Source organism: Actinomadura soli (assembly GCF_005889715.1).
In the GTDB taxonomy this organism is placed as follows: domain Bacteria; phylum Actinomycetota; class Actinomycetes; order Streptosporangiales; family Streptosporangiaceae; genus Spirillospora; species Spirillospora soli.
Window position 1 is genome coordinate 1 of record NZ_VCKW01000127.1, and the last position, 25,228, is coordinate 25,228.

Genomic DNA, 25,228 nt, shown 5'->3' on the forward strand with positions numbered 1-25,228 from the left:
GCCCGGCCCGATAGGCGATCCGGGCGAACCTGCCACGAAAATGTCAGAAACGCTCCGAGGACGGCGTTCCTGGTAGACAAGGGGCGTGCGGGCGGCTCGGTTGATCTCGATGGTGCTGCTCCTGCAGTCGCGGGAGGCGATGACGGCGGGCGAGCTGGCGCGGGAGCTGGAGGTGTCGGAGCGCACCGTCTACCGCGACATGGAGGCGCTGTCGGCGGCCGGGGTCCCGGTCTACGCCGAGCAGGGCCGCGCGGGCGGGTACCGCCTCGTCGGCGGCTACCGGACGCGGCTGACCGGCCTCACCCGCGAGGAGGCGGAGGCGCTGTTCCTGTCCGGGCTGCCCGGCCCGGCCGGGGACATGGGCCGCGGCGACGCGGTGGCCGCGGCCGAGCTGAAGGTCCTCGCGGCGCTGCCCGCGTCGCTACGGGACGCGCCGTCGCGGGCGGGCCAGCGGTTCCACCTGGACGCGCCGGGCTGGTTCGGCGAGTCCGGGCCGCCGCCGCTGCTGCGCGACCTCGCCCGGGCGGTCTGGGAGGACGAGGCGGTCGAGCTCGGCTACCGCCGCAAGGACGCCGAGGTCACGCGGACGGTGGAGCCGTACGGGCTCGTGCTGAAGAACGGCACCTGGTACCTGGTCGCGCGGGTCGGCGGCAGGCCGCGCACCTACCGCGTGGACCGGGTGACGGGCGTCCGGCCGACCGGCTCCCGCTTCGACCGCGACGAGGACTTCGACCTCGCCGCGCACTGGCGGGAGCAGGCCGCGTCCTTCGTGCGGTCGATGCTGCGCGAGGAGGTCACCGTCCGGCTGTCGCCCGCCGGGATGCGGATCCTGCGGTACGCGGTCGAGCCGTACGCGGCGCGGCGGGCGGAGGAGGAGGCCGGTGAGCCCGACGCGAAGGGATGGGCGGTGACCACGCTTCCCGTCGAGTCGATGGTGGTCGCGGCGTCGGAGCTGATGCGGCTCGGGCCGGAGGTCGAGGTCCTCGCGCCCCCGGAGCTGCGGAAGCGGATGGCGGACGCCGCCGCCCGGTTCGCGGAGCTGTACGCGCCCCGCTGAACGCCCCGCACGCACCTCGGCGACCGTCTAGCCCCGCTTGCGGGCGATGGCCTTGGCCAGCTCCTCCTTGGTCATCTTCGAGCGGCCGTGGACGTCGAGGTCGGCGGCCCGGTCGTAGAGCTCCTTCTTGGTGTTGCCCTCGACGTCCACGCCGCCGAACGTCCTCCCGTGGTCCCGGCGGGCCCGCGGGCTCTTGGCCCGCTCGTCGGACGGGCCCCGCCCGGCCTTCCGGATCCACCGGTCGCCGTGCTTCTCCCACCTGCGCTTGAGCGCCGCGTAGGCGGTGCGGTGCGCCCGCTCCCCCTCCCCGTAGGTCTCGACCGCGGAGTCGTGGGCCTTGGCGAAGGTCTCCTGGGCCTCCTTCGGGGAGCGCTGGAGCGTGCTCGGGAGCTCCTGCATCCGCAGCTTGCCGCTCCTGGTCATCATCGGCATGGCTCCTCCTTCCACACCGATTGCCATTACCGCCTCAAATCATCTGAAACAGGCGCAAACCGCACGCCAGCGGCGTCAGCGGTACCCGGTGACGTCGGCGGGCAGCCCCCGGTCCTGCACTTCGACGAGGTAGCGCCAGGCGTCCGGGCGGCTGCCGTCGGCGTCGGTGAACCCGTACTCCTTGGCGAGCCCGCCGCTGGACAGCGACGCGCCGTTCCAGCGGGCCCGGTCCGGGTCGGCGGCGAGCGCCGCGACGGCGCGGCCCACGTACGCCGGGGACTCCGAGATCGCGAAGTGCGGGACGTTCTTCGCGGCGTCGCGCCAGTTCGCCTCGGTGACGCCGAAGTTGTCGAGCATCGCCTCCGAGCGCAGCCACCCGGGCGTCAGCGCCAGCGCCGTCGCCCCGTACTCCGCGATCTCCTCGGACTGCGCGAGCGCCATCCTGATCACGGCGCTCTTGACCAGGTCGTAGAAGTAGCCGACGTCCTTGCGGTACGCCGCGTTGTAGTCGGCGGTCCCGTCGGTCATCTCGATCACGAGCCCGCCGGGCTCGCGGATCAGCAGGGGCAGGGCGCGGTGGCTGGTGATGGCGTGGGTCTCGATACCGAGCCGCAGCATCCGCAGCCCGTCGTCGAGGGACTGCTCCCACAGCGCCTTGCCGAACTCGAAGTAGCGGTCCGAGCCCCAGACGTCGTTGACGAGGACGTCCAGCCGCCCCTGTTCGGCGTCGATGCGCGCCACGAGCGCGCCGACCTGCTCCGGGTCGAGGTGGTCGACCCGGACGGCGATGCCCTCGCCGCCCGCGGCCGTCACCAGCTCCGCGGTCTCCTCGATGGTCTCGGGACGGTCCATCTCCGACCGGTTCGACCGGGTGGACCGTCCTGTCACGTACACGGTCGCGCCGGCGGCGCCGAGCTCGACGGCGATGCCGCGGCCCGCGCCGCGCGTCCCGCCCGCGACCAGGGCGATCGTTCCCGCCAGCGGGGTGTTCTGTGTGGTGGCACTGCTCATGCGAACGATGCTGGCACCGAAACCTGACAACCTGTGTCAGCGTTCCGTCCCGGCGTGCCGCCGAGAACGAGGGGCGGGTGGCGAAGGGGTCAGGTGAAGATGCTCACCCCTCCCGGGCCGACGAGCAGCCCGACCACGATGAGGACGATGCCCCAGATCAGTTCGCGGCGGGCGAGGATCACATAGACCCCGGCGATCACCAGGATCACGGCGATGAGCCACAGAAGAGTCATCATGGCGAGCGGGATCCCCGCGGAGAGCGCCAGGAAACGGGCCCCTTATTACGGATAGTCCGAAACAGGGGTTATCTGCACCGTCGCACGACCCCGGTGCGGAGAGGGGATCGCTCCCCTCTCCGCCGGGATAACGGCGATCACTGCGTCGCGGAAGGGCGGCGCTGTGGCCGGTCACCAAGTCTTCCGGCGAGCGCTGGGCCGCGATAGGACCCTCAGGACCATTTCGGTCGACCGGCCCTCCTGCTATGGGACTAGGGACGGCTCAACCTGAGGACGTTGGCCACGATCCGGTGCCCGGCCCCGCCCGCCGCTGTCAGGATGGACTCCGGGTGGAACTGCACGGCCCACCGCCGCCGCTCCGGATCCTCGATCGCCATCACGACGTCGCCGGTCAGCGCCGTCACCCGGAACCCCTTCACCCGGTCGGGCGTCGCGTGCAGCGAGTGGTAGCGGGCCGCGGTGAACTCGTCCGGGAGGCCCTCGAACAGCGGTCCCCCGGTCACCTTGACCTGGCCGGGCTTTCCGTGGGACGGCTCGGGCAGCAGCGTCAGCTCGCCGCCCGCGTGCTCCACCATCGCCTGCAGGCCGAGGCAGACGCCGAAGACCGGGAGGTTCCGCTCGTCCAGGGCGTCCAGGAGGTCGCGGGTCGCGAAGTCCCCGGGACGGCCCGGCCCCGGCGACAGGACGACCAGGCCGGGCGCGTGCTCGTCCAGCATCCGCGCCGGGAACCCGTGCCGGAGGGTCACGACGTCGGCGCCCTGCTGGCGGAAGTAGTCGGCGAGGGTGTTGACGAACGAGTCCTCATGGTCGACGAGCAGCACCTTCAGCCCGTCGCCGGGCCGCTCCGCCCGCGGCTCCGCCCGGGACTCGGCGTCCGCACCGCCCTCCTGGGACTCGGCGAGCGCGCCCATCAGCGCGCTGGCCTTGAGGTGCGTCTCGCGCTCCTCCTCGTCGGGGTCGGAGTCGTACAGCAGCGTCGCCCCGGCCCGGACGGTCGCGATGCCGTCGCGGATCTGCGCCGTCCGCAGCGTCAGGCCCGTGTTCATCGACCCGTCGAACCCGATGCACCCGACGGCGCCGCCGTACCAGCGGCGCGGCGACTCCTCGTGGTCCTCGATGAACTGCATCGCCCACGTCTTCGGCGCGCCGGTGACGGTGACCGCCCACATGTGGGTGAGGAACGCGTCGAGCGCGTCGAACCCGGGGCGCAGCCGCCCCTCGATGTGGTCGACGGTGTGGATCAGCCGGGAGTAGATCTCGATCTGCCGGCGGCCGAGAACGCGCACGCTGCCCGGCACGCAGATCCGCGACTTGTCGTTGCGGTCCACGTCGGTGCACATGGTCAGCTCCGACTCGTCCTTGGCGGACGACAGGATCGCGCGGATCTGCTCGGCGTCCTCCAGCGCGTCGGCGCCGCGCTTGATCGTCCCGGCGATCGGGCACGTCTCGACCCGGTCACCGCCGACCCGGACGAACATCTCCGGCGACGCGCCGACCAGGTACTCGCCGTCGCCCAGGTTGAACATGAACTCGTACGGCGCCGGGTTGGTCTCGCGGAGGCGCTCGAAGAACGCGGCGGGCGCGTCGCACCGCCCGTACATGGCGTGCCCGGGCGTCACCTCGAACAGGTCGCCGCGGATGAACTTCTCCTTCGCGTCCCGCACCACCTGCGCGTACACGCCCGGCACTGGCTGCGGCGGGAGCTCCGCCCGCACCGGGACGGGCGTCGGCTCGGTGGCGCGCGGGAGGCCCGCCGTGCTCTTCCCTTCGACCTCGAACTCGTACGACAGCCGGTGCGAGGTCTCGCGCTTGCGGTCCACGACGACCAGCTCGTCGGGCAGGTGCAGGACGAGGTCGCGCTGGTCGTCCGGGCGCTCCAGCCGCGTCCGCAGCGGCTCGAACTGCAGCGACAGGTCGTACCCGAACGCCCCGTACAGGCCGAGGTGCGGGTCGTCGCAGCCGAACAGGCCGACGACGGCGCGCAGGGCGGTGAAGACGGTCGGCTGGCGGCTGCGCTCCTCCTCGGTGAAGAACCCCTCCGCCGGCGGGACGAACACCTCGAAGACGCCGGGCCCGTCCGCCCGGACCTCGCCGACGTCGCGGAGCACCGCGGCGATGGCGGGCAGGACGACGCGTCCCCGCTCGTTGAGGGCCCGCACGGCGACCGTCCGGCCGCGGGCGACGATCTCCGCGCAGGGGTCGGTGTAGGCCATGTGCCAGCGGCTGTAGCGGCCCGGGTACTCCATGCCGGAGCTGAGGACGCCGCCGCGCCGCTCCCCCACGGCGGCGACGAGGGCGTTCAGCACATCGGACTTGCGCTCGGGGTCGACCGGCGTGGCCGTACGGCTCACCCGTACGCCCCCGGTCGTGACGAACTCGCTGGTCAGCGGCTGTCGTGAGACGGTCTCCACCGCGGTGGCCCCTCATGTCGGGCCCTCACCAGGCGGGGAACACGAAAAAGACCGCCGGTGAGGGCGGTCGCCTGATCTGAACACGCACGAACCGGCACCGCCTCAGCGGCGCCACCACCACTGGGAGGCTGCGGTTCGCATGCGGCGAGGCTACCATGGGCACCGTCAAAAGGGATCACTTACTTCGCGGGCGGGGCTCCCATGACCAGGAAGAACACCGAGTTCGAACTGCGCGGCGTCAACCATCTCGCGCTCGTCTGCAGCGACATGGAGCGGACGGTGGGCTTCTACCGGGACGTGCTCGGCATGCCGCTGATCAAGACGATCGAGCTGCCGATGGGCTGGGGGCAGCACTTCTTCTTCGACTGCGGCGGCGGGAACGCCCTCGCCTTCTTCTGGTTCCCCGACGCGCCCGGGCCCGTTCCCGGCGTGTCCGCGCCGAAGACCCTGCCCGACCGGGGCGAGCTGCTGTCGGCCGTGGGCTCGATGAACCACGTCGCGTTCGACGTCCCGCCCGAGCGGATCGAGGAGTACCGCGACCGGCTGATCGCCAAGGGCGTCGACGTCGGGGTGCTGCTCAACCACGACGACAGCGAGTTCGGCGTCGCGCCGGAGCACCACGAGGGCGTGTTCGTGCGCTCCATCTACTTCAAGGACCCCGACGGGATCCTGCTGGAGTTCGCCGCGTGGACCCGGGAGCTGGACCGGCCGGAGGACGTCCGGCACGAGCCCAGGACCGCCGCCGACCGCACCGTCTGACCCGCGCCCGGCCCTCACGGGACGGGTCCGGCCCGTCGCCCCTCCCCGGCAGAAGGCTCGTGGAACGATCCATCCAGTCGTGCCGTGACCGAGATCACACCGTGATCATGAGGCGTGTACCCTCGCCCGGCCCGCACTCTCCGGCACGGTGCCGTCACGCGATCCGGACGGCCCGCGCCCGGCACGCACGACGAGGAGGACCCCTTGGCTCCCGAGAACCCGAAGGACCCTGAGTCGAACGACGCTCACCCACCACCGCCCTCTGGCGGACGCTCCGACCGCAGCCCCTGGAACTGGCTGCTGATCGTTCCGGTCGCGGTGCCGCTGATGACGTTCCTCTACAACAGCGACGAGCCCCGCCTGGGCGGCTTCCCCGCCTTCTACTGGATCCAGCTCGCCTTCATCATGCTCGGCGTGAGCACCACGGTCGTCGTCTACCGGATGACCAGGAAGCGGGGCTGAGTCATGGCGAGCGACCACGTCACCGAGATCGTCATCTTCTCGCTCTTCTTCCTGGTGGTCAGCGGGATGGGCTTCGTCGCGGCGCGGTGGCGCCGGGCCGAGACCCTCGACAACCTGGACGAGTGGGGCCTCGGCGGCCGCAGCTTCGGCGGCTGGGTCACCTGGTTCCTGATCGGCGGCGACATCTACACCGCCTACACGTTCGTGGCCGTCCCCGCGCTGGTGTTCGGGGCGGGCGCGGCGGGGTTCTTCGCCGTCCCGTACACGGTCATCATGTACCCGCTGGTGTTCCTGTTCCTCATCCGCCTGTGGTCGGTGTCGCACGTGCACGGGTTCGTGACCCCGGCCGACTTCGTCCGGGCGCGGTTCGGGTCGCCGACGCTGGCCCTGCTGGTCGCGATCACCGGCATCGTCGCCACGATGCCCTACATCGCGCTGCAGCTGGTCGGCATCGAGGCGGTGCTGAAGGCGATGGGCGTGCACGGCCACTGGCCGATCATCATCGCGTTCGTGATCCTCGCGGCCTACACCTACCAGTCCGGGCTGCGGGCGCCGGCGCTGATCGCCTTCGTCAAGGACGCGCTGATCTACCTGGTGATCATCGTGGCGGTGCTGTACATCCCGGCGAAGCTCGGCGGCTGGGGCGACGTCTTCGGCGCGGCGAAGGCCAAGTTCGACGCGACGCCCGCACCCGGCGACGGGATCACGATCGCCGGCAGCGGCCAGCTGAACTACGCGATGCTGGCGCTGGGCTCGGCGATGGCGCTGTTCCTGTACCCGCACAGCGTCACCGGCGTGCTCGCCGCCCGCAACCGGGACACCATCAAGCGGAACATGGCGGCGCTGCCCGTCTACAGCCTCGTCCTCGGCCTCATCGCGCTGCTCGGCTACATGGCCATCGCCGCGGAGGTGAAGCCGGTCACCACCGACGGCAAGCCCGACGCCAACACGGCGGTCCCGGTGCTGTTCGACCAGATGTTCCCCGACTGGTTCGCGGGGGTGGCGTTCGCGGCCGTGGGCATCGGCGCGCTGGTCCCGGCGGCGATCATGTCGATCGCCGCGGCCAACCTGTTCACCCGCAACATCTACCGGGAGTACATCCGGCGGGACGCCACGGAGAAGCAGGAGGCCACGGTCAGCAAGCTGGTGTCGCTGATCGTCAAGGCCGGGGCGGTGGCGTGCATCCTCGCGCTGGACCCGGAGTTCTCCATCGACCTCCAGCTCATCGGCGGCGTGATCATCCTGCAGACGCTGCCGTCGGTGGCGCTCGGCCTGATGACGCGCTGGTTCCACCGGGGCGCGCTCATCGCCGGGTGGGCCGGCGGCATGGCCGCGGGGCTGTGGATGCTCTACCAGATCCCGAACCCCGCGAAGGGCAAGGAGCACTTCGGCAGCGCGGCCTACCCGCTGAACGACCTCGGCTTCGACACCGACATGACGATGTACGCCGGGATGCTGGCGCTCGCCGTGAACGTCGCGGTCGCGGTGATCGGCACCGTGGTCTGCAGGGCCGCGAAGCTGGCGGACGGCGCGGACGCGACCCGCACGTCCGACTACGTCGCGGACGAGGGCGACCCGAGGGTCAAGGACCTGGACCTGGCCTCCAGTACCTGAGCCTCCCGCGCCCGGCCAGAGCCGCGCGTTTTCGCGCCGCCGCATTTTCGTTCCGGCGCCGCATTTCACTTCCGGGTGCCCGAAATCCGTTTCGGGCACCCGGAGTTGTGATCACGTTCGTCACCTGGGATTCCGGCATTGGCTGACCGGTGATCGAACACTCCGGAGATCGTCCCCGTCAAGATCCCATGCTTGTCCGGAGGCGGCCACCGGCACTGCCTGCGGGTTCATAAATGACCTGGTCAGAGGCCGGGATCTCGACAATCTATTAGGATAGTTTCCTATTTATGCCGAAAAGACCAGCGGCCGTGCTGACGGCCGCCGCGCTCACCGCGGCCCTACTTGTGGCCGTCCCGTCGAGTGCGGCGTCGGCGGCCTGCAACCCGGACCCCCGCGACCTCATGGTCACCTACCAACCGATCGACCACACCGTCGCCGACGCGAGTTACCACCTCGCGCGGCTCACCATCGACAACAACGACAGCAGTTGCACCCTGGGCAGCGCCGGATGGGCGCTGTACTTCAACGGGGTGCGCCAGCCGACCGCCGTCCTCGCGGGCGAGGTCGGCGACATCGGCCGCAAGCAGCTCGCGGCCCAGGGCCTCGCCGTGGCCCGCGCGGACGCCGCGCAGAGCGGCGACTTCTACGCGCTCAAACCCGCGGACGGATTCAAGGCGATCGCCCCCGGCGAGCGCCGGGAGATCGACATCTACTTCGAGGTGTGGGCCGTCCACAAGTCGGACGCCCCCAGCGGCTGGACGATCGCCTACGACGGCGGAAAGCCCGCGTGGGTGCCGGCCAAGTCCCTCCTCGACCCGAACGACCCGAAGCAGACGAAGGCGTTCTCCGGCGACAAGCGCCCCGTGGAGACGGCGGCGACCCGGTACGCCGAGAACACCTCGCCGAAGCTCGACCTCACGCTCCAGCAGAGCCTCGTCCCGCAGCCGCTGTCGGCGAAGTCGTCCGGCGGCACGATCGACATCGGCGGCAAGTCGGCCGTCACGGCGCCGACCGAGCTGAGCCGGGAGGCGGGCTACCTGCGCTCCGCGCTGAGCGACGTCGCCCGCGGGCGGGGCGCGCCGATCTCGCTGAGCGTCGACCCGAAGCTGGACGTCGACGGCGACGGCAAGGCCGACGCCGAGGGCTACAAGCTGAGCGCGACCGCGGGCGGCGTCCAGATCGTGGGCACCGACCGGGCCGGGGTGCTGTACGGCATCCAGACGCTGCGGCAGCTCATCCCGGCCGGCGGCTACAAGGCCGCGGCGCGCGGCCACCGCGCGTTGACCGTGGGCGTCCCGCAGGCCGAGATCGCCGACGCGCCGCTGTTCGGGTACCGCGGCCTGCACATCGACGTGGGCCGCCACTTCGAGAGCAAGCAGACCATCCTGAAGTTCCTCGACCTGATGAGCTTCACCAAGCTCAACAGGCTGCACCTCGGGGTCACCAACGACGAGGGCTGGCGGCTGGAGATCCCTGGCCTGCCCGAGCTGACGGACTTCGGCTCCAAGCGGGCGCACGACCTGCAGGAGAAGGACGCGCTGCACCAGGGCATGGGGTCGGTGAACGACCTCGGCGGCGGTGACGGCGTCACCGGCAAGGCCCGCAACGAGACCGAGGCCAACCTCGGGCAGCGGCCCGCCTACCAGGGCTACGAGAACAACACCCTGAACTTCGTCGGCAAGGGCAGCGGCCACTACACCGTCCGGGACTTCGAGGAGATCCTGCGGTTCGCGGCCGAGCGGCACATCGAGGTCATCCCCGAGCTCAACTTCCCCGCGCACGCCCGCGCGGCGGTCCAGTCGATGGAGCGCCGCTACCAGAAGACGAACGACGCCACCTACCGGCTGCTCGACCCTGAGGACACCAGCAAGCACACGAGCGTCCAGTACTACACCGACAACCTGGCGAACCCGTGCCTCGGCAGCACGTACACGTTCCTGAACAAGGTCGTGTCCGAGGTGGCGAAGATGTACGGGCGGGCGGGCGTCCCGTTCAACCGGCTCAACCTGGGCGGCGACGAGCCGCCGGGACCGCCGGCCGGATGGTGGTCCGGATCGCCGGCGTGCAAGAAGAACCCCGACACCACGGGCAAGTCCGGCGAGCAGCTGAAGGAGCTTTTCTTCAGCCGCTACAACGACATCGCGCAGAAGCACGCGAAGACCACCGCCGGGTGGGAGGACATCACCGACCCGACGCACGAGTTCCGCCTCAAGGGCTTCGCCGCGCTGCCGTGGCAGAACGTCTGGGGCTGGGGACGTGAGGACTGGGCGTACCGGTTCGCCAACGAGGGCAACCCGGTGATCCTCGCCCACGCCACGAACCTGTACATGGACCTCGCCTACAACAAGGACCCGGACGAGCCCGGCTACTACTGGGCCGCCCTGGTGGACGAGCAGAGCACGTTCACCTACCAGCCGTACAACGTGTACGCGAACGCGACCGAAGACCGCTGGGGCAACCCCGTGACGCCGAACCCGAACTGGACGAAGCTCACCCCCGAGGGCAAGAAGAACATCCTCGGCATCGAGGCCCAGCTGTGGGCCGAGAACGGCAAGACCCCCGGGATCCGCGAGTACCAGGCGTTCCCCAAGCTCCTCGGCGTGGCCGAGCGGGCCTGGAACCGCAACACGCCGACCCCGGAGAAGATGGGCGAGGCCTGGAACGTCTTCAACAACACGCTCGGCCAGAAGACGTTCCCGCTGCTGTCGTTCTACAAGCCGGTCGGGACCTACGGCGCCGGCGTGAACTACCGCATCCCGCTGCCTGGGGCGAAGATCTCCGACGGGACGCTGACGGCGAACGTTCGCAACCCGGGCCTGGCGATCGAGTACTCGACCGACGGCCGGACCTGGCAGCCCTACAGCGGGCCGGTGAAGGTCGGCGCCGCCGCGCTGACCCGTACCCGCAGCGCGGACGGCCGCACCAGCCGCATCTCGCCGGTCGGCGTCACCGGCTGGCAGAGCGGTGATTCCTACCGGCCCGGCGACCTGGTCCGGCACCAGGGCGAGCTGTTCCGGGCGACGCGGGCGCGCAGCGGCAAGGAGCCCGGCCGCACCGACGGCTACTGGGCGCTGCTCCAGTAGTCCGCACGATTCCGCATGGCAAAGGCCCGGTCGTCCGCTCGCTCGGACGGCCGGGCCGTTCTCCGTCCGCCCCTTGCCGGTCGGAGGGCGGGCCGCCGGTCGAAAGCGGCTGCCGTCGGAAGCGGGCCGCCGGGCGGGAAGCGGGCCGGATGGGTCAGGCGCGCCCGTACTCGTCTTCGAGGCGCTCGATGTCGTCCTCGTCGAAGTGCCCGAACGCGATCTCCATGACGCGCACCGCCGGGCCGTCCGAGCCGAGCCGGTGCGTGTCGCCGGCGCGGATCAGGACCCGCTCCCCCACCTCGGGCAGGATGCGGCGCCCGGCCACCTCGAACACCGCGCCGGGGTCGAGCGCCACCCACAGCTCGTCGCGGTCGCGGTGCCGCTGCAGGCTGAGCCGCTGTCCCGGCGCCACGTGGATGATCTTCACGGTGGACGGCTCGTTGAGCGTGAAGCGCTCGAAGCTCCCCCAGGGCCGCCGCTCGGTCTCCACCGCGGGCTCCGGCCGCGCGGCCCGCTCCGATCGCACGTCAGGCTCGGGGCGCGCGTCGGGCACGGGGGGCGCGTCGGTCTGGGGGCGGGCGTCGGTCTGCACAGTCACCTCGGGGATCGTGGTTCGTCGGACGGCTGCGGGCCGCGGGCGCCGGACGCGGCGGCCGGAAGCCCGCCGAGGACGAGGTCGGCGAGGCCGTCCACGACGGCCTCGCGCGGCACGTCCGCGTCGTGGTCGAGCCACCAGTCGCCGGCCGTCTGCACCATGCCGACGATCGCGTGGCCCCACACGTAGGCGCGGGTCCGGTCCGCTATCTCGCCCTCGGCGATCATCACCTCGGCCAGTTCCCGGCTGACGTCGCGGATCATCGTGCTCATCGCGCTGTGCGTCGCCGTGTCCTCGGCGCTGGCCCGGTGCATCAGGAAACGATAGAGGTTGAGGTTCTTGGAGATCGTCGCGAGGTAGGTGTCGATGGTGGAGCGGGTGCGCGCCCCGATCGGGTCGTCGCGGGAGAACTCCTCCCGGATGCCGTCGATCAGCTTGCGGGTGTGCCGCTCGGCCAGCGCCTGGTACAGGCCGCTCTTGTCGCCGAAATGGCGGTAGAGGATCGGCTTGCTGATCCCCGCCTCCGCGGCGATCGCGGCCATGGACGCCTCCGGGCCCTCCCGCTGGATGACCCGGTCGGCGGCCTCCAGGAGAGCGCGCCGGCGCCCGGGATCGCGTCTGGCCCCCGGCGCCGCCCCGTCCCCCGGTCTCGTCATGGACAGCACGGTATCGGCGGTGTTACCCGGTGACAACACCGCCTGGCCTGCGCGAAAGAGGAGCCTTAACGCGACTCTCGGTGACGGATGCCCGGTTTGTCAGGAATTGCGGGTGTGGCCGGGGCGCGCCCGGGGACGTCCAAGGTCATCACCGAGGAGGTTCCCGATGCCGTCCCCCAAGCGTTCCCTCTTGATCTCCGCGGGTCTCGTCGCGCTGGTCGCCGGGCTGTCCGGCTCGCAGCTCGCCGCGGGCGCCACGGCCGTTCCCGGCGAGGCCCCGCCGCCGGGTCCAGGCGTGCGCGGCGTCGTCCTCGCCGTGCACGGCGGCGCGGGCTCGCTGCCGCGCGGAAGCCTGACGCCCGAGCAGGAGAGGGCCTACCGCGACGGGCTCACCAAGGCGCTCCGGACCGGCTACGAGCTGGTCAAGGACGGGAAACCCGCGCTCGACGCGGTCGAGAGGGCCGTCAACGTCCTGGAGGACGACCCGAACTTCAACGCGGGCAAGGGCGCGGTGTTCAACACCGACGCCGAGCACGAGCTGGACGCGTCGATCATGAACGGGAAGGACCGCAGGTCGGGCGCGGTGGCGGGCGTCCACCACACCAAGAACCCGATCTCCCTCGCCCGGCTGGTGATGGAGAAGTCGCCGCACGTCTTCATGGCGGGGAAGGGAGCCGACGACTTCGCGCTCCGCAACGGCGTGCCGTTCACACCCCAGGACTACTTCTGGACGCAGCGCCGCTGGGACCAGCTCATGGCCGCCAAGGGCAACCCGCCCGCGGCGGCGGGCGCGAAGGCCGGGCGGTCCGAGGCCGGCGGGACGGTCGGCGCGATCGCCCTGGACGGCGAGCGCGGCATCGCCGCGGCGACCTCCACCGGCGGCCTGACCAACAAGCAGGTCGGACGCGTGGGCGACTCCCCCGTCGTCGGCGCCGGGACCTACGCCGACAACCGCACCGTGGCCGTCTCGTGCACCGGCACCGGCGAGGTCTTCATCCGCGGGGTCGCCGCGCACGACATCTCCGCCCTCATGGAGTACGCGCGCATGCCCGTGACCAAGGCGGCGGCGACGGTCGTCAACCAGAAGATCCCGGCGCTCGGCGCGACCGGCGGCGCGATCGCGCTGGACGCCAGGGGCACCCTGGCCGCGCCGCACAGCACCAAGGGGATCATCAACGGCTACGTGACCAGGGACGGCGAGATCAAGACGAGGCTCTACGACGACGAGACCCCGCCCGAGTAGCCCTGGGAACAGGAGCGAGCCCGCCCGACCGGGGTCAGGTGCTCCGCGCGGTGATCCAGGTGGCGATCTGCGCGCGCGAGGAGAAGCCGAGCTCGGCGAGGATGTGCTCGACGTGCGAGTCGGCGGTGCGTTTCGCGATCGTCAGCCGCTCGGCGATGGCGCGGTTGGACAGGCCCTCGGCCACCAGGGACGCGACCTCCAGCTCGCGGCCGGTCAGCGGGCCGCCGACCTGCGCCCCGCCGGACTTGCCGGATCCGCCGGACGGGGCCTCGCCGAGCGCGTCCTCGATCGCGTCCGCGAGGGGTAGGCGCCCGCCCTCCTCATGGGCGGTGCGGTACCGCTCCTCTCCGAGCGCCTCCATGGCCTTGCCGGTGTGAATCTCCCGCAGCAGCGCGGGCCCGAACCAGGACGTCTGCGTGAACTCGCGCAGCCGGTCGGCGGCCCCCAGGAGCCGGACGGCGCGGGTGGGCTCGCCATGGCTGGAGATGCACGCGGCGGTCGCCTCCAGCGCCAGCGTCATGCCGAGGCCGTCGTCCAGGTCGCGTTTGATCCGCAGCGACCGGCGGAGCCGCTCCAGCGAGGCGTCGAGGTCGCCGGCGAGCCACAGCGCGAGGCCGCCGACGAGCATGCCGTACGAGCGGACCCACAGCTCACCGCGTTCCTCGCCGGTGCGCTCCACGCGGTCGGCGTGGTCGACGGACGCGGCGAAGTCGCCCTTGAACAGGCACGCCACGCCGCGGAAGACGTCGATGAGCAGGAAGAGCACGTCGTCGTGGCCGCTGTCGCGGAACAGGTCGCCGGCCGTCGTGAGCAGCCGCAGCGCGAGATCGAAGTCGCCCGTGAACAGGGCCGTGATGCCCTGGCCCGCGAGGGCGAGCGCGATGCCGGCCTGGTCGTCGTCGGCCCGGCCCTGGGCCAGCGCCCGTTCCAGCAGCTCACCGGCCTCGTCCAGGTCGTTCTGGAGGGTCAATTACCAGGGCGGCCGTCGCGAGGCTGCCCGACCAGCCCCGGCCCGTGGTGTCGCGGGTCGCCAGCACCCTGTCGGCCCACTGGCGGCCTTCGCCCAGCGTCCCGCGCAGCGCCCAGAACCGGCCGAGGGCCTCCAGCGCGTCGCGGAGCTGGTCCGGCTCGGCCGACGCGACGGCCTCGCCCAGCAGCGCGCGGATGTTCCCGCGCTCGCAGTCGAACCAGTCGAGCCAGCGGGACTGGGACGCGCTCGGCAGCTCCCGGCAGGCGCGGCGGAGCAGCCCGGCGTACCAGGCGAAGCAGCGGCGGCGGAGCCGGTCGGCCCCGCCGAGCTCGATGAGGCGTTCGGCGCCGTACTCGCGCAGGGTGTCGAGCATCCGGTAGCGGGCCTGGCCGCCGCGGTCGGCGCGCTGCGCGATCGACTTCTCGACCAGACCCGTCAGGGCCCCGGGGACGGCAGGCCGTCCCCGGCGCAGACGATCTCGGCGGCGTCGAGGTCGAAGCCGTCGGCGAACACCGAGAGCCGCGCCCACAGCAGCCGCTCCTCGGCGGAGCAGAGCTCGTGGCTCCAGTCGACCGCGGCCCGCAGCGTCTGGTGGCGCCGGACGTTCGTGCGCCTGCCGCGGACCTGGAAGAGGGGGGTGCCGAGGCGGCCCAGCACCTGGTCCAGCGAGAACGCCCGAAGCTGGACGGCGGCGAGCTCGATGGCCAGCGGGATGCCGTCGAGCCGGTCGCACAGCCGGGTGGCGGCGTCACGGTTTGCCGTGCGTGAGCGTCCAGCCCTGGACGGCGGCGGCGGCGCGCTCGGCGAACAGCCTGACGGCGTAGCATTCCGCGCCGTCCGGGGAGTCGTACGGGAGGTCGCCCGCGGCCGGACCCGGCCGTCCCAGCGGCGTGACGACGACGGTGTGCTCGCCCATCACGTCCAGCGCCTGGCGGCTGGTCGCGAGGACGTGGAGCCCGGCGGCGGTGCGCAGCAGTTCCTCCGTCAGGATGGCGCACTCGTCCAGCAGGTGTTCACAGGTGTCCAGGACGAGCAGGGCCCGGCGGTCGGCGAGGTGCTCGGCGAGCCGGGCGGCCGCGTCTCCGTCCTGCTCGGTCAGCCCGAGCGCGTCGCAGACCGCCTGCGCCAGCAGCGACGGCTCGGTGAGCCCCGAGAGCCCGACGAAGTACACCCCCGTCGTCGAAGGCTTCCCGGACCAGGGTCGCGGCGCGCACCGCGACCCGGGTCTTGCCGACGCGGGCGGGCCCGATCAGCGTGATCAGCCGGTGCTCGTCGACCAGCCGCCGGAGCCGGCTCAGCTCCGCGTCCCGGCCGATGAAGCTCGGTAGCCGGCATCGGTTCATTGACCGATGCGCGCTGGAGCGCGGCCCCATCAGGATGGGCGCCGTCCGCGGGGCATGGGCCGTCCTTTTGTCCGGATGGCACAAAGGCCGTTCGGAAGGCCAGGCCCTTCGGTAGGCACGAGGCCGCCTATCCCGGACGCGAGTACCGCTCGAATGTGCGGACCCATGTCCCGAGAGGACCTGTGAGCGGCGTTCCCCGCGCGGTCCGCCGATCCGGTGGGCTCGGGGGCGGGGGCCCCGGCCCGCCGGAGCCGACGGGCAAACCACACGGCCTCAGGGGGAAGGACGGCACGGCCGAAAGACGGCGTGACCGGAAGGGAGCGGGCCCGATGGCGGCCAGAACGGGCGGCACGAGCGGGGATCTCTACAGCTGGGACGTCCGGTGCCAGGACGCGAGACGCGCCGGCCCCGGAGGGATCAGCACCGATCGGCAGAGGGCGGTGGACGCCCTGGCCGAAGCCTTATCGAGCGAGCGGAAGGGCGCCTCGGGGGCGGTGTGGGCCGTCCGCGTCAAACTGGGCCGCCATCCCGAGTACTTCTACGACGGCCTCGTCGCCAACGGCTACTACGACCCTCGGTCCGGCGCGGTCACCGTCGAGGCGGCCCGCTAGGGCCCTCCAGGGCAGGGGGAGCCGGGCCGCGCCGCGTCTTCGCAGGACGCGGACGCGGCCCGGTCGCCACGGGTCAGCTCGCGGGGCACTTCTTCCAGGCGAACTGGTAGACGGTCCGCACGCTTCCGTCGGCGGAGTCGAAGGACATGAAGCTGGTCTCGTCGTCGGAGGCGTTCTCCACGCGCAGCTCGGTGTTGATGTTGAAGTTGCGGTTCTCACCGCACGGCTTGAAGACGAGCTCGGCCACCGGGGTCCGGTCGGTGAACTGCCAGTTGCTGGAGTACTTGCCCTTGATGGTGTGGCTGATGGGCGTCGTCTGTGACATGCCCTGGTGGTAGTAGTTCGCGCGCTCCGTCCCGGTCGCGCCGGCGCCCAGGTGCGCGAAGCCGCGGTAGTCGGCGCTGGCGATCGCGTAGGTGAAGCCCTGCGGGATGTGCACGGCCAGGCTGAGCTGGCAGTTCTTGCGGAAGTCGGTGGGCTTGGAGTCGCCGCCGGCCTGCGCCATGTAGTCGCTGTAGGTGACGGTGAACGCGGTGTTGTCGCTCGACGGGGCGACGGCGGCGGTCCCGGCGGGGCAGCCGGAGCCGTTCACCGTGAGGACCTGCATGGTGATCTTGCCGGGGGGCGGCGGGTCGTCCGACGCCGACGCCGCCGGGGCCGCGGCCACGGACAGTGCGAGGGCGGACAGGCATGCTGCCGAGGCGGTCAGACCTTTGCGCATGGTCGTTCTCCTTCTGAGTGGGGGTGACACGGGGTTAAGGGGCAGCTTCACAACTCGGTATTCGATGTCGAATTTCCGCTCCTTGGCGCACGCCTCCCACTGGCGTGCTGTCGGTGAAGCCATTCGCCGTCGGGAGGGCCGTGGGCGACGGACCCAGTGATGCCGCGGTCGAGGCGCACGCACCGGCGGTCGCAACAGAACCCGCGAGGCCCTCACACATGCGATTCCTTTTCGCTGGAATTCGATGCACTCCGGCGCCAAGCAGGCGACGCCCGGCAATTTTTCCGATCCGGCACCTGCCAAAAAGGCGTGCGAGCCAGGAACCGGTTTGAGCCTAACCAGCACCCCCGGGAATCTCAATCACCAGTCTTTAACTTCGCTATACTTGAATAGAATTGGAGACGAAGCCATGAACCGTTCCATTTGATCAATGAAAATCGAACGTGCAGTAAATTTCCACTAGGGAACGTTCCATCTGCCCGCGCGGCCTCAACGGCCCACGAACGACGCACCGCCCGGGCATGATCGAGGGGGCCGACGAGACCCCGTCGCCGGGGCCGCGGGGCGTCAGCAGGCAGGAACGGGGCCATCAGCGCGGACGGGCAAGCGGATGACGTGGGGCGCCAGCGGACGGGCAGGCCGGTGCCAGCGCGGCCGATGACCATGCACTGGATCTCCGAAATGCCGTCGAAGACGGCGAAGATCTCCGAAAGCGAGCGCGTGACCTGCATTTTCCAGCTCACCCGCGAAAAGGCCTCGTTCTCGACATCCATCGCCGAGATGGAACGGACTGCCGCGCAGCTCCGCGCACTGGAATGACTCACCCGCCGACCCCTCGGCCGACTACCGCTCATGGTGTGGTGCGCACACGATGACGGCGGCCTCGTCGACTCCCCGACCGACAACTCACCCGCCGAGGTCCGGCGCACGTTCGCCGAGCAGCGCGCATACCTCTAGCTCGACCCCCACCGCCACAGCACCGCAGCGGCCTCACCCGCCTACGTGCGCAGCGCCGGGCCGAAGGCATGCGGGTCGGCGGGCTGAAGGGTGACGGCCGTAGAGCGGCCCAACCAGCGTTGGAAGCACCACCGGTGAATCCAATGAGGAAGGCCCTTCCGTTGGAACTCTTCAGCCGAAGCGAGCGCAGGATTCGTGAGCATCCTCGCGCGGTCGAACCACACACCGTCGAGATGGGGCTGTTCGCCGCCTCAGCCGGCCAGCGGCCGTGGTCGGCGCGGACGGCCATGATGAACTCGCCGAGCATGTTCGTGCCGGGCACCGCGTCGCGCTTCGGGCAGTCGCACGAGCCCCCAATACTGGTCGTGCCAGCGGTTCGTCTCGACAAGCTTCAGGCCCGCGGTGGCCACGAGCTTCTCGAGCAGGGCGGATCCCGGGGCCAACTTCGCCATAAAGCCCCCACTGCATCGCCCAGACACGGACTTCTGCGTCCCAGTCGGGCGCAGCGTCACTCGATGGCTGCGGCTCTCGGCCTCCCCCGGCGTGCCGGGATGACCCGCCGGGCCCTCAGATGATCGGGATCCACTCCGCCGGATCGCGGTCGTGCTCGCGTGATCGACAAGGACATGCTGACCATCACCTCGGGCAAGAACGCGGCCGGGCGTCCTCGGTGGCGTCGCTGTACCGCGCCGTGGCCGGCGCCGACCGGCGCGGTAAGTGGGAGGGCGCCGCGTCTGGGTGACCGGCACCCATACGGGGCGGTGGGCCGGGCTTGAGTGCCCGATCCTGCGCTTGAGATCCAGTGCGACTGTGTGCGACCTCAGACGTCCCGGGTCGGCGGTGGTCGTTATGTCCGTCACTGGTCGGGCGTGTTTTCCGCGGGTGGGCGGGGGTACCGGGCTGTACCCCGACGGAGGTGATCGGTGTGACCGACGATGCTGGACGGTGGTCGCCGTCGGCGCCTGGGGCGCGGTTGAGGGTGCACGCCGAGCCGCACCCAGGCGGTCGCATCGTGGTGGTGCACGTCGACGGGGAGATCGACAACGCCACCGCCGGGCTGCTGCGCGAGCAGGCGATCGCGGCCGCAGGGCCGCCCTGCCCGCCCCGGCTGGTGCTGGATATGGACCTGGTGACCTTCTGCGACGCCTCCGGGCTGGGCGCACTGGTGGCGATCCGCAACGCGGTCCGCGCCGCCGACGGCGACCTGGTCATCGCCCGGGCACCGGAGATGTGCCGCCGGATTCTGCACCGCACCGGCCTGGACCAGTACATCACCGTCACCGCCACCCTGGGCCGCGCCGTCACCCACCTCACCGACCTCACCCGCTGAAACCGCTCGCCACGCCCGGGACACCCGAGGCCCAGCGCGCCTACGCACCGGCGACAGACAACCGCAGCAGCCGATCCCCGAAAATCTGCGCCGAACGAGGTAGATATTCGCGGCGGGGTGGGGTACTGTTCCTGTCATCGAAGAGGAACAAGTCCATGAGGCGTGGCAGATGACGAACTGCCCGCACAGATGGATGACGCGGGCCGGGCGTGCCGGGGTCAACGCAGTGAAAGGGACCTCGGCAGTCGGCCGCGCGCCCAGCGGCCAACGGGCCGCCTGCGGCACGAAGGTAAGTGGCAACAACGCAAGAAACACAGGTAACGCAGGTAGGAAGAACACGGAAGGAGGGTCTCGGCACCATCGGGATCGCCCGCAGCGGGCTGCAGTTTCGCCGCGCGGGTACCGCAGCTCCACAGATTGGACGGTGGTCTACGGTCACGCATCCGCGATCCCCGCGCCCCCGCCCCAGGCGGCTGGCGCGGAAGTCAACCGGCCACAGCGCCGGATAGATGGTGTTGTACCTCAATGGCCCCGGCGCCGCCCTTTGGCGCCGGGGCCCTGTCGTTCGTCCCAGAACGCGTCCCGTCTGCGTCCGGCGCCTACATCCCACGATTGGCAACCCGCGACAGTACAGAAGGTTTTGTGAGAGCATCCCAGCCGGCCCGGCCCGGCACCCACCCAGCACACCACGACCCGCAGCCCGCTCAACCCGGTCCGGTTCAAGACGACCCCGGCGCCGGGCTGGACGACAAGCTGGACGATGAGGACTACCCCGCCTACAGCATGGGCCGGGCCGCCGAAATCCTCGGCGTCACCCCCGGGTTCCTGCGCAGCCTGGACGCCCCTCGACTGTTCGTCCCACAGCGCTCGGCCGGTGGCCACCGCCGCTACTCCCGCTACCAGCTGCGCCTGGCGCAGCGCGCCCGCGACTTGGTCGACCAGGGCACCGCGCTGGACGCGGCCTGCCGCATCATCATCTTGGAAGACCAGCTCACCGAAGCCATGCGCATCAACGCCCAACTCCAAAGGCGCATCGACACCGACACCGAACGGGACTGACCCGCCATGGCCCTAGCAGCGGCGCCGACACCGGCACCGCTGCTGGTGGTGGGCTCCGGGACGTCGACCAGCACGCAGCGTGCCCCCGGGCCGGAAACCCGGCCGGGGCGGCTGTGGTGAGCGGGACCACTGCGGCAGAGCCCCCGAGGGCATCGAGGCGAAGGTCACCACACTGAGGGCGGTGTCCGCCTCCCGCCGGCGGCTGCGGGCCGACTGGTGGTGGCCATCTGGGAAGCGGTCACCAACGCCATGCCCCACGGCCGCACCCCCGCGCCCACCGTGGACATCTGCCTGTCTCCGGCTGGTGACGAGGTCATTGCGACCATCGCCGACCACGCGCCCCGGCTTCGACCCCGGCGCCGCGCCCGACCCGCTGGCACCGCCGCACCAGCTGCGGCCCGGTGGCCGGGGTCTGTTCCTCCTCCATCGCTACACCGACGGCGTCGTCTACACCTTCCCCCCAAGGCGGAACGATTACCACCCGGAGGTGATGACCATGGCGCCCGACGCCGCACCGCCCGGGCCCCGGCGCACAATGACGAGCCTCGGAGGTCGGGGCCTCCCCTGCGGACGTGCGATGGCCTCCCGGCTCCGGCCGGAGGGACAGGTTGGTGGCGAATCCGACCGCAAGAGCTCCGACCATGGGGAAGAGGGCGGGTCGGTCGTCGGCGGTCACCAGGGTGCCCGGCTCGGCGGGCGTCGAGGAACCGGTTCACGGTCAGCGGTCCGGCGATGCCCGCGGCCGATCACTGCGGGGGTGGGCGGCTAGGGCCGCTGGCGGGATCGGCCAGCGGTTGTAGCCCGCAGGCCTCCAGGTTCGGGGAGCATGCGGGAGACGTCGTCTGGTCCCGGACGGGGAGGCGAGGGTGGGGCTGCTGTCGGCGATCGACGCGCACCCTGTTCATCGCTTGTCACCAAAGACACAGTTCTCGCCTTCGTACCGTGCGTGCGGCGCCTTGCAGTAATACTGATGTCTGCGGGGTCAATGTGATCAAGTGTGCCGAGGGTATTCTTGAATGGACACTGATTAGAACGTTCCAAAAATTGGCGAATGGTTGGGACGGCCCCGATATTGTCGGTGGTGAGAGCCTTCATTTGGCGTCGAGGCGCGCGACGGCGTGTTTGCGTCAGTGGCGTCGTATGTTTCAATCGTGTGATGCCGGGAAGTCTCCGTGATCGTCTCGAAGGAAGGAGAAGTCGTGACCGTTCAAGGCGCGAAACCAGGACAGATGCTCCCGTACCTAAGGAGCCCAACCGGGTGCTGACACACACCCCAAGGCGGCTGTGGTCCGTGATCGGGGGCCGGAGCCATCCAGTGATCCGAGCGGGGGATCACTAAGGCCGCTTCCAGCACACGAAGGATCGTGTTCACCAAGGTGCGGAGGCAGGTCGCAATTGCAATAGGAGAACTCACGGCCGGACAGAACCATGCGTGTACTAGTTGTGAATGAGGACCACGCCGTCGCCGATTCCATCACCACGGGTCTGCGGCGGCACGGATACGACGCCGAGAGTGTGGAGACGGGGACCGAGGCCCTGCGGAACTACGACCAAGCCGACCTGGTGCTCCTTGACCTGGAGCTCTCCGACGTGGACGGGCTTGAGGTGTGCCGGGCCATCCGGAGCGAGGCGGACACCCCCATCATCGTCATCACCGACAGCGACGACCGGGGCCATCGGGTCCTCGGTTTGAAGGCCGGATCGGACGACTGCCTGGACAAACGCGAATGCCTGGAGATTCCGCTCGGGTTCCATGAACTCGTCGCCCGCATCGAGGCGGTCATGCGGCGCGCCCGGCCGGACCGCCGCCGCAAGCGGCAGATCTCCCGCGGTTCCCTCCGCCTCGACGCGGATCTGCGTGAGGTACGGGTGGACGGGCGCCGGGTCACCCTGACCCGCAAGGAATTCGATCTCCTTCATCTGCTCGCCCGGTACCCCGAAAAGATCATCACGCGCAGGCAGATCATGGCCGAGGTCTGGGACGACCATTATGTGGCGTCGAGCCGGACACTCGACATGCACGTCAGCAGCCTGCGCGGCAAGCTCGGCGCGGGCTCGTGGATTGAGACGGCGCGCGGCGTCGGGTTCCGGCTCGGCCACGGCTGAATGCCGGCCGGGCGGCCGTCCTCAAATCATCTTACGTAATCTTACATCGATCTTACAACTCGCCCATTGACATCGCGTGCGCCCGTGCGTTGACTTGTTTGGGCTTCTTTTCTGATTGACCCACCACCGGAGCAAGGACAAGGAGCGAACATGGCCGATCTCAAAGACAAGACCGCGCTGGTGACCGGCGCCAGCCGGGGAATCGGAAAGGCCGTCGCCGAGCGTCTGGCCCGTGACGGGGCTACGGTGGCCGTGCATTATTCGACCAACAAGGACGCCGCGCAGGAAACGGTATCCGCGATACAGAAGGCGGGCGGCCAGGCCTTTTCAGTCCAGGCCGAGTTCGGAACGCCCGGGGATGTGGACGACCTGTTCGCGGGCCTGACCGATGGACTGGAAAGGTACGCCGGACAGGCCCGGCTGGATATTCTGGTCAACAATGCCGGCATCATGGGCGGCGTTCCGCCCGAGAAGATCACGCCGGAGCTGTTCGACCGGCTGGTCGCCGTCAACGCCAAGGCGCCGCTGTTCATCGTCCAGCGGGCGCTGGAGATCATGCCCGACGGCGGCCGCATCATCAACATCTCCTCCGGCCTGACCCGGGTCGCCAACCCCGACGAGATCGCGTACGCGATGACCAAGGGCGCGGTCGAGATGATCAGCCTGCACTACGCCCGCCACCTGGGACCCCGGAAGATCACCATCAACAGCGTGGCGCCCGGGCTCACCGACAACGGCAGCCCCGTCTTCGACGTGCCCGAGGCCGTCGAGCAGATGGCGCAACTGTCGGCGTTCGGCCGCGTGGGACGCCCGGAGGACGTCGCCGATGTGGTCGCCTTCCTCGCCTCCCCCGACGGGCGCTGGGTCACCGGAGCCTTCCTCGACGCCACCGGCGGCACCCTGCTGGGCTAGCGGCCGACGACCCCACCAAATCGACGACCTCGTCCATCGCCTCATAGCGAGAGCACGCCTGAATCATGCGGACCGCCACGACAGTGCCATCCCCCACGACGTGGAGCCCGGCAGGCCGGGGGCTGCTGTTCGTTCTGTCGGGCACCATGCTGCTCGACGCGCTCGAAGTGTCGACGGCGGCCGTGACGCTGCCTCCGATCAGCGATGACCTCGGGCTGCCACCGGTCTCTTCCCACTGGCTCATCAGCGGCTTCGCCCTCGCGTTCGGAGGGCTGATCCCGGTCGCGGGAAGGGTCGTCGCCCGGGTGGGCAGCCGCCGCCCGTATCTGACGGCGCTGCTGGTGTTCGCGGCGGCCTCGGTGGCGGGCGGCCTGGCGGGCGACGGCCCGCTGCTGATGGCCACCCGCGTCGTCAAGGGAGCGTGCGCCGCCTTCACCGCGCCGATCGGGCTGGCCATCATCGCGGCCGCCTTCCGGGAGGGAACGGCTCGCGGACGGGCCATGTCCGTCTACGCGCTGTTCGGGGCCGGCGGGTTCACCTGCGGGCTGGTGGTGTCCGGCGTGCTCACCACCGTGCTCGGCTGGCGCTGGACGCTCGCGGCGCCCGCGCCGGCGGCGCTCGCGCTGTTCCTGGCCGGCCTCCGCCTGGTCCCCCGCGACGCGGGCGCCCCCGGCGGCGTGATGGCCGAGAAGACCGGTACGGCAGGACGCGAGGAAGGGCCGGCGGCCGTGCTCGCCCGGGGCCGGCTGCTCCGGTCGTGCCTGGGAGCCGCCACGCTCAACGGGTCGTTCTGGGGGTTGCTGCTCGTGGGCAGCCTGCACCTGCAGGTGGTCGCGGGCTGGACCGCGCTGCAGACGGCGCTGGCGTTCGTGCCCGCCACCGTGCTCCTGCTGGTGTCGGTCCCGTACAGCGGTCGCCTGGCGGAGCGGTACGGGCCGGCGCGGCTCATCGCCGTAGGGGCCGCGGCCCCTCCGATCGGGTACGCCCTGCTCCTGCGGCTGGACGGGACCCCTTCGTACACGGTGGACATCCTGCCCACCGTCCTGCTGGTCGGGGCCGGATACGTGCTGTGTTTCGCCGCACTGCACATCCAGGCCACGACAGGGGTGCCCGATTCCCGCAAGGGACTGGTCAGCGGCGTCTACCAGAGCTCGGTCCAGCTCGGGGGCGCGTTGGCCGTCTGGCTGACCGCCTTGGCTGCCCCCGCGGACCCCGTCCCCGGCCATCACGCGGCGGTCGGCCTCATCACCGGCGTCGGGACGCTGGGGTTCCTCGTCGCGCTCGCCGGCGTCATCAGTCACCGGCCCGGCCGATCCGAAAGGAGCGCAAGCAACGATGAAGGTTCTGATCACGACCATGCCGGCGGCGGCACATCTCTATCCCTACGTCCCTCTGGCGTGGGCACTGCAGAGCGCGGGACACGAGGTCCGCGTCGCCAGCCATCCCGACATGGCCGGCACGATCGTCAAGGCCGGGCTCACCGCGGTGGCGGTGGGTGAGAAGGAGGATCTGGCCGGGGCGGTACGAGCCGCCGGTGAGGACGAGCGGCTGCAGCGCATCGTCGACGCGCTGCCGGTCGGCCCCGGCGACACCAACTTCCAGACCGCGATCCGGCACTACGTGCTGGCCGCGTTCGGGTTGTACTACCCCGAGGGCCCGC

Annotated in this window: 26 protein-coding genes; 15 read left to right on the plus strand and 11 right to left on the minus strand. The window is 70.7% G+C overall.

The features are described from left to right. Window positions 1–85 precede the first annotated feature (85 nt). A complete protein-coding gene (locus ETD83_RS23390; RefSeq protein ID WP_138647295.1) occupies window positions 86–1,057 on the plus strand; it encodes a helix-turn-helix transcriptional regulator in 972 nt (323 codons plus the stop codon). Window positions 1,058–1,084: 27 nt separating this feature from the next. On the opposite strand, the gene ETD83_RS23395 is transcribed toward ETD83_RS23390, so the two are convergent. From ETD83_RS23395 to ETD83_RS23405, 4 genes are all read right to left on the minus strand, one after another. Then, a complete protein-coding gene (locus tag ETD83_RS23395; protein ID WP_138647296.1) occupies window positions 1,085–1,489 on the minus strand; it encodes a ChaB family protein in 405 nt (134 codons plus the stop codon). Window positions 1,490–1,564: 75 nt separating this feature from the next. Continuing rightward, window positions 1,565–2,500: an SDR family oxidoreductase gene (locus ETD83_RS23400; RefSeq protein WP_138647297.1), complete on the minus strand. Its 936-nt coding sequence runs from the start codon at window positions 2,498–2,500 to the stop codon at window positions 1,565–1,567. Window positions 2,501–2,589: 89 nt separating this feature from the next. After that, the gene (locus ETD83_RS42730) at window positions 2,590–2,736 is read right to left on the minus strand and encodes a GPGG-motif small membrane protein (protein ID WP_171064390.1); all 147 of its coding nucleotides are present in this window, start codon (window positions 2,734–2,736) and stop codon (window positions 2,590–2,592) included. 251 nt (window positions 2,737–2,987) lie between these two features. After that, window positions 2,988–5,147: an anthranilate synthase component I gene (locus ETD83_RS23405; protein ID WP_138647298.1), complete on the minus strand. Its 2,160-nt coding sequence runs from the start codon at window positions 5,145–5,147 to the stop codon at window positions 2,988–2,990. A gap of 201 nt (window positions 5,148–5,348) precedes the next feature. Here ETD83_RS23405 and ETD83_RS23410 point away from each other — a divergent pair, with 201 nt between their 5' ends. From ETD83_RS23410 to ETD83_RS23425, 4 genes are all read left to right on the plus strand, one after another. Then, a complete protein-coding gene (locus ETD83_RS23410; protein ID WP_138647299.1) occupies window positions 5,349–5,906 on the plus strand; it encodes a VOC family protein in 558 nt (185 codons plus the stop codon). Window positions 5,907–6,110: 204 nt separating this feature from the next. Then, window positions 6,111–6,368, plus strand: a complete 258-nt coding sequence (locus ETD83_RS23415) for a DUF3311 domain-containing protein (RefSeq protein WP_138647300.1) — start codon at window positions 6,111–6,113, stop codon at window positions 6,366–6,368. Window positions 6,369–6,371: 3 nt separating this feature from the next. Continuing rightward, on the plus strand, window positions 6,372–7,982 hold the full coding sequence (gene mctP, locus ETD83_RS23420; RefSeq protein WP_138647301.1) for a monocarboxylate uptake permease MctP: 1,611 nt from the start codon (window positions 6,372–6,374) through the stop codon (window positions 7,980–7,982). 287 nt (window positions 7,983–8,269) lie between these two features. Then, the gene (locus ETD83_RS23425) at window positions 8,270–11,065 is read left to right on the plus strand and encodes a family 20 glycosylhydrolase (RefSeq protein WP_138647302.1); all 2,796 of its coding nucleotides are present in this window, start codon (window positions 8,270–8,272) and stop codon (window positions 11,063–11,065) included. Between the two features lie 154 nt (window positions 11,066–11,219). On the opposite strand, the gene ETD83_RS23430 is transcribed toward ETD83_RS23425, so the two are convergent. After that, window positions 11,220–11,663 (minus strand): phosphomannose isomerase type II C-terminal cupin domain, encoded by a 444-nt coding sequence (locus ETD83_RS23430; protein ID WP_230421115.1) that lies wholly within the window; start codon window positions 11,661–11,663, stop codon window positions 11,220–11,222. Beyond that, window positions 11,660–12,316, minus strand: coding sequence for a TetR family transcriptional regulator (locus tag ETD83_RS23435; RefSeq protein ID WP_138647303.1), 657 nt, complete (start codon window positions 12,314–12,316; stop codon window positions 11,660–11,662). Before ETD83_RS23435 ends, ETD83_RS23430 begins: the two co-directional genes overlap by 4 nt. 166 nt (window positions 12,317–12,482) lie before the next feature. Between ETD83_RS23435 and ETD83_RS23440 the strand changes: the two genes are divergently transcribed. Continuing rightward, window positions 12,483–13,559, plus strand: a complete 1,077-nt coding sequence (locus ETD83_RS23440; RefSeq protein ID WP_138647304.1) for an isoaspartyl peptidase/L-asparaginase family protein — start codon at window positions 12,483–12,485, stop codon at window positions 13,557–13,559. A gap of 34 nt (window positions 13,560–13,593) precedes the next feature. On the opposite strand, the gene ETD83_RS44730 is transcribed toward ETD83_RS23440, so the two are convergent. The 4 genes from ETD83_RS44730 to ETD83_RS44745 all read right to left on the minus strand — a co-directional run bounded on the left by ETD83_RS44730 (window position 13,594) and on the right by ETD83_RS44745 (window position 15,700). Continuing rightward, complete coding sequence (locus ETD83_RS44730) at window positions 13,594–14,529, minus strand: LuxR family transcriptional regulator (protein WP_230421116.1); 936 nt, start codon at window positions 14,527–14,529, stop codon at window positions 13,594–13,596. Beyond that, window positions 14,495–14,902, minus strand: coding sequence for a hypothetical protein (locus tag ETD83_RS44735; RefSeq protein ID WP_230421117.1), 408 nt, complete (start codon window positions 14,900–14,902; stop codon window positions 14,495–14,497). Before ETD83_RS44735 ends, ETD83_RS44730 begins: the two co-directional genes overlap by 35 nt. A gap of 62 nt (window positions 14,903–14,964) precedes the next feature. Next, entirely contained in the window at window positions 14,965–15,186 is a 222-nt protein-coding gene (locus ETD83_RS44740; RefSeq protein WP_230421118.1) for a hypothetical protein, read from the minus strand. A gap of 91 nt (window positions 15,187–15,277) precedes the next feature. Then, a complete protein-coding gene (locus ETD83_RS44745) occupies window positions 15,278–15,700 on the minus strand; it encodes a hypothetical protein (RefSeq protein ID WP_230421119.1) in 423 nt (140 codons plus the stop codon). A 501-nt stretch (window positions 15,701–16,201) separates the two neighbouring features. On the opposite strand from ETD83_RS44745, the gene ETD83_RS23450 reads away from it, so the two are divergent. After that, window positions 16,202–16,483: a hypothetical protein gene (locus ETD83_RS23450; protein WP_138647305.1), complete on the plus strand. Its 282-nt coding sequence runs from the start codon at window positions 16,202–16,204 to the stop codon at window positions 16,481–16,483. A gap of 73 nt (window positions 16,484–16,556) precedes the next feature. On the opposite strand, the gene ETD83_RS23455 is transcribed toward ETD83_RS23450, so the two are convergent. Further along, window positions 16,557–17,204 carry a DUF4360 domain-containing protein gene (locus ETD83_RS23455; RefSeq protein WP_138647306.1) on the minus strand — a complete coding sequence of 216 codons (648 nt, stop codon included), beginning with the start codon at window positions 17,202–17,204 and terminating at the stop codon, window positions 16,557–16,559. A 657-nt stretch (window positions 17,205–17,861) separates the two neighbouring features. Here ETD83_RS23455 and ETD83_RS42735 point away from each other — a divergent pair. The 8 genes from ETD83_RS42735 to ETD83_RS23495 all read left to right on the plus strand — a co-directional run. Next, window positions 17,862–18,023: a hypothetical protein gene (locus ETD83_RS42735; RefSeq protein ID WP_171064391.1), complete on the plus strand. Its 162-nt coding sequence runs from the start codon at window positions 17,862–17,864 to the stop codon at window positions 18,021–18,023. A gap of 1,063 nt (window positions 18,024–19,086) precedes the next feature. Then, a complete protein-coding gene (locus tag ETD83_RS23460; RefSeq protein WP_171064392.1) occupies window positions 19,087–19,491 on the plus strand; it encodes an STAS domain-containing protein in 405 nt (134 codons plus the stop codon). A 741-nt stretch (window positions 19,492–20,232) separates the two neighbouring features. Beyond that, on the plus strand, window positions 20,233–20,550 hold the full coding sequence (locus ETD83_RS23465; RefSeq protein WP_230421120.1) for a MerR family transcriptional regulator: 318 nt from the start codon (window positions 20,233–20,235) through the stop codon (window positions 20,548–20,550). A gap of 129 nt (window positions 20,551–20,679) precedes the next feature. Beyond that, window positions 20,680–21,726: an ATP-binding protein gene (locus tag ETD83_RS46065; protein ID WP_407921514.1), complete on the plus strand. Its 1,047-nt coding sequence runs from the start codon at window positions 20,680–20,682 to the stop codon at window positions 21,724–21,726. Between the two features lie 267 nt (window positions 21,727–21,993). Then, window positions 21,994–22,656, plus strand: coding sequence for a response regulator transcription factor (locus ETD83_RS23480; protein WP_205717835.1), 663 nt, complete (start codon window positions 21,994–21,996; stop codon window positions 22,654–22,656). A gap of 150 nt (window positions 22,657–22,806) precedes the next feature. Further along, complete coding sequence (locus tag ETD83_RS23485) at window positions 22,807–23,568, plus strand: SDR family oxidoreductase (protein ID WP_138647309.1); 762 nt, start codon at window positions 22,807–22,809, stop codon at window positions 23,566–23,568. 83 nt (window positions 23,569–23,651) lie between these two features. Further along, window positions 23,652–25,067 carry an MFS transporter gene (locus tag ETD83_RS23490; protein ID WP_205717836.1) on the plus strand — a complete coding sequence of 472 codons (1,416 nt, stop codon included), beginning with the start codon at window positions 23,652–23,654 and terminating at the stop codon, window positions 25,065–25,067. Next, window positions 25,018–25,228, plus strand: a 211-nt coding sequence (locus ETD83_RS23495; protein ID WP_205717837.1) for a hypothetical protein, incomplete at its 3' end; no start/stop codon positions are given. The genes ETD83_RS23490 and ETD83_RS23495, both read left to right, overlap by 50 nt.

Excerpts from the sequence above, each read along its gene's own strand:
- ETD83_RS23395 (WP_138647296.1), bottom strand. The coding sequence starts at position 1,489 with ATGCCGATGATGACCAGGAGCGGCAAGCTGCGGATGCAGGAGCTCCCG.
- ETD83_RS23400 (WP_138647297.1), bottom strand. The coding sequence starts at position 2,500 with ATGAGCAGTGCCACCACACAGAACACCCCGCTGGCGGGAACGATCGCC.
- ETD83_RS42730 (WP_171064390.1), bottom strand. The coding sequence starts at position 2,736 with ATGATGACTCTTCTGTGGCTCATCGCCGTGATCCTGGTGATCGCCGGG.
- ETD83_RS23410 (WP_138647299.1), top strand. The coding sequence starts at position 5,349 with ATGACCAGGAAGAACACCGAGTTCGAACTGCGCGGCGTCAACCATCTC.
- mctP (WP_138647301.1), top strand. The coding sequence starts at position 6,372 with ATGGCGAGCGACCACGTCACCGAGATCGTCATCTTCTCGCTCTTCTTC.
- ETD83_RS23425 (WP_138647302.1), top strand. The coding sequence starts at position 8,270 with ATGCCGAAAAGACCAGCGGCCGTGCTGACGGCCGCCGCGCTCACCGCG.
- ETD83_RS23435 (WP_138647303.1), bottom strand. The coding sequence starts at position 12,316 with ATGACGAGACCGGGGGACGGGGCGGCGCCGGGGGCCAGACGCGATCCC.
- ETD83_RS23440 (WP_138647304.1), top strand. The coding sequence starts at position 12,483 with ATGCCGTCCCCCAAGCGTTCCCTCTTGATCTCCGCGGGTCTCGTCGCG.
- ETD83_RS44735 (WP_230421117.1), bottom strand. The coding sequence starts at position 14,902 with ATGCTCGACACCCTGCGCGAGTACGGCGCCGAACGCCTCATCGAGCTC.
- ETD83_RS23450 (WP_138647305.1), top strand. The coding sequence starts at position 16,202 with ATGGCGGCCAGAACGGGCGGCACGAGCGGGGATCTCTACAGCTGGGAC.
- ETD83_RS23455 (WP_138647306.1), bottom strand. The coding sequence starts at position 17,204 with ATGCGCAAAGGTCTGACCGCCTCGGCAGCATGCCTGTCCGCCCTCGCA.
- ETD83_RS42735 (WP_171064391.1), top strand. The coding sequence starts at position 17,862 with ATGACCATGCACTGGATCTCCGAAATGCCGTCGAAGACGGCGAAGATC.
- ETD83_RS23485 (WP_138647309.1), top strand. The coding sequence starts at position 22,807 with ATGGCCGATCTCAAAGACAAGACCGCGCTGGTGACCGGCGCCAGCCGG.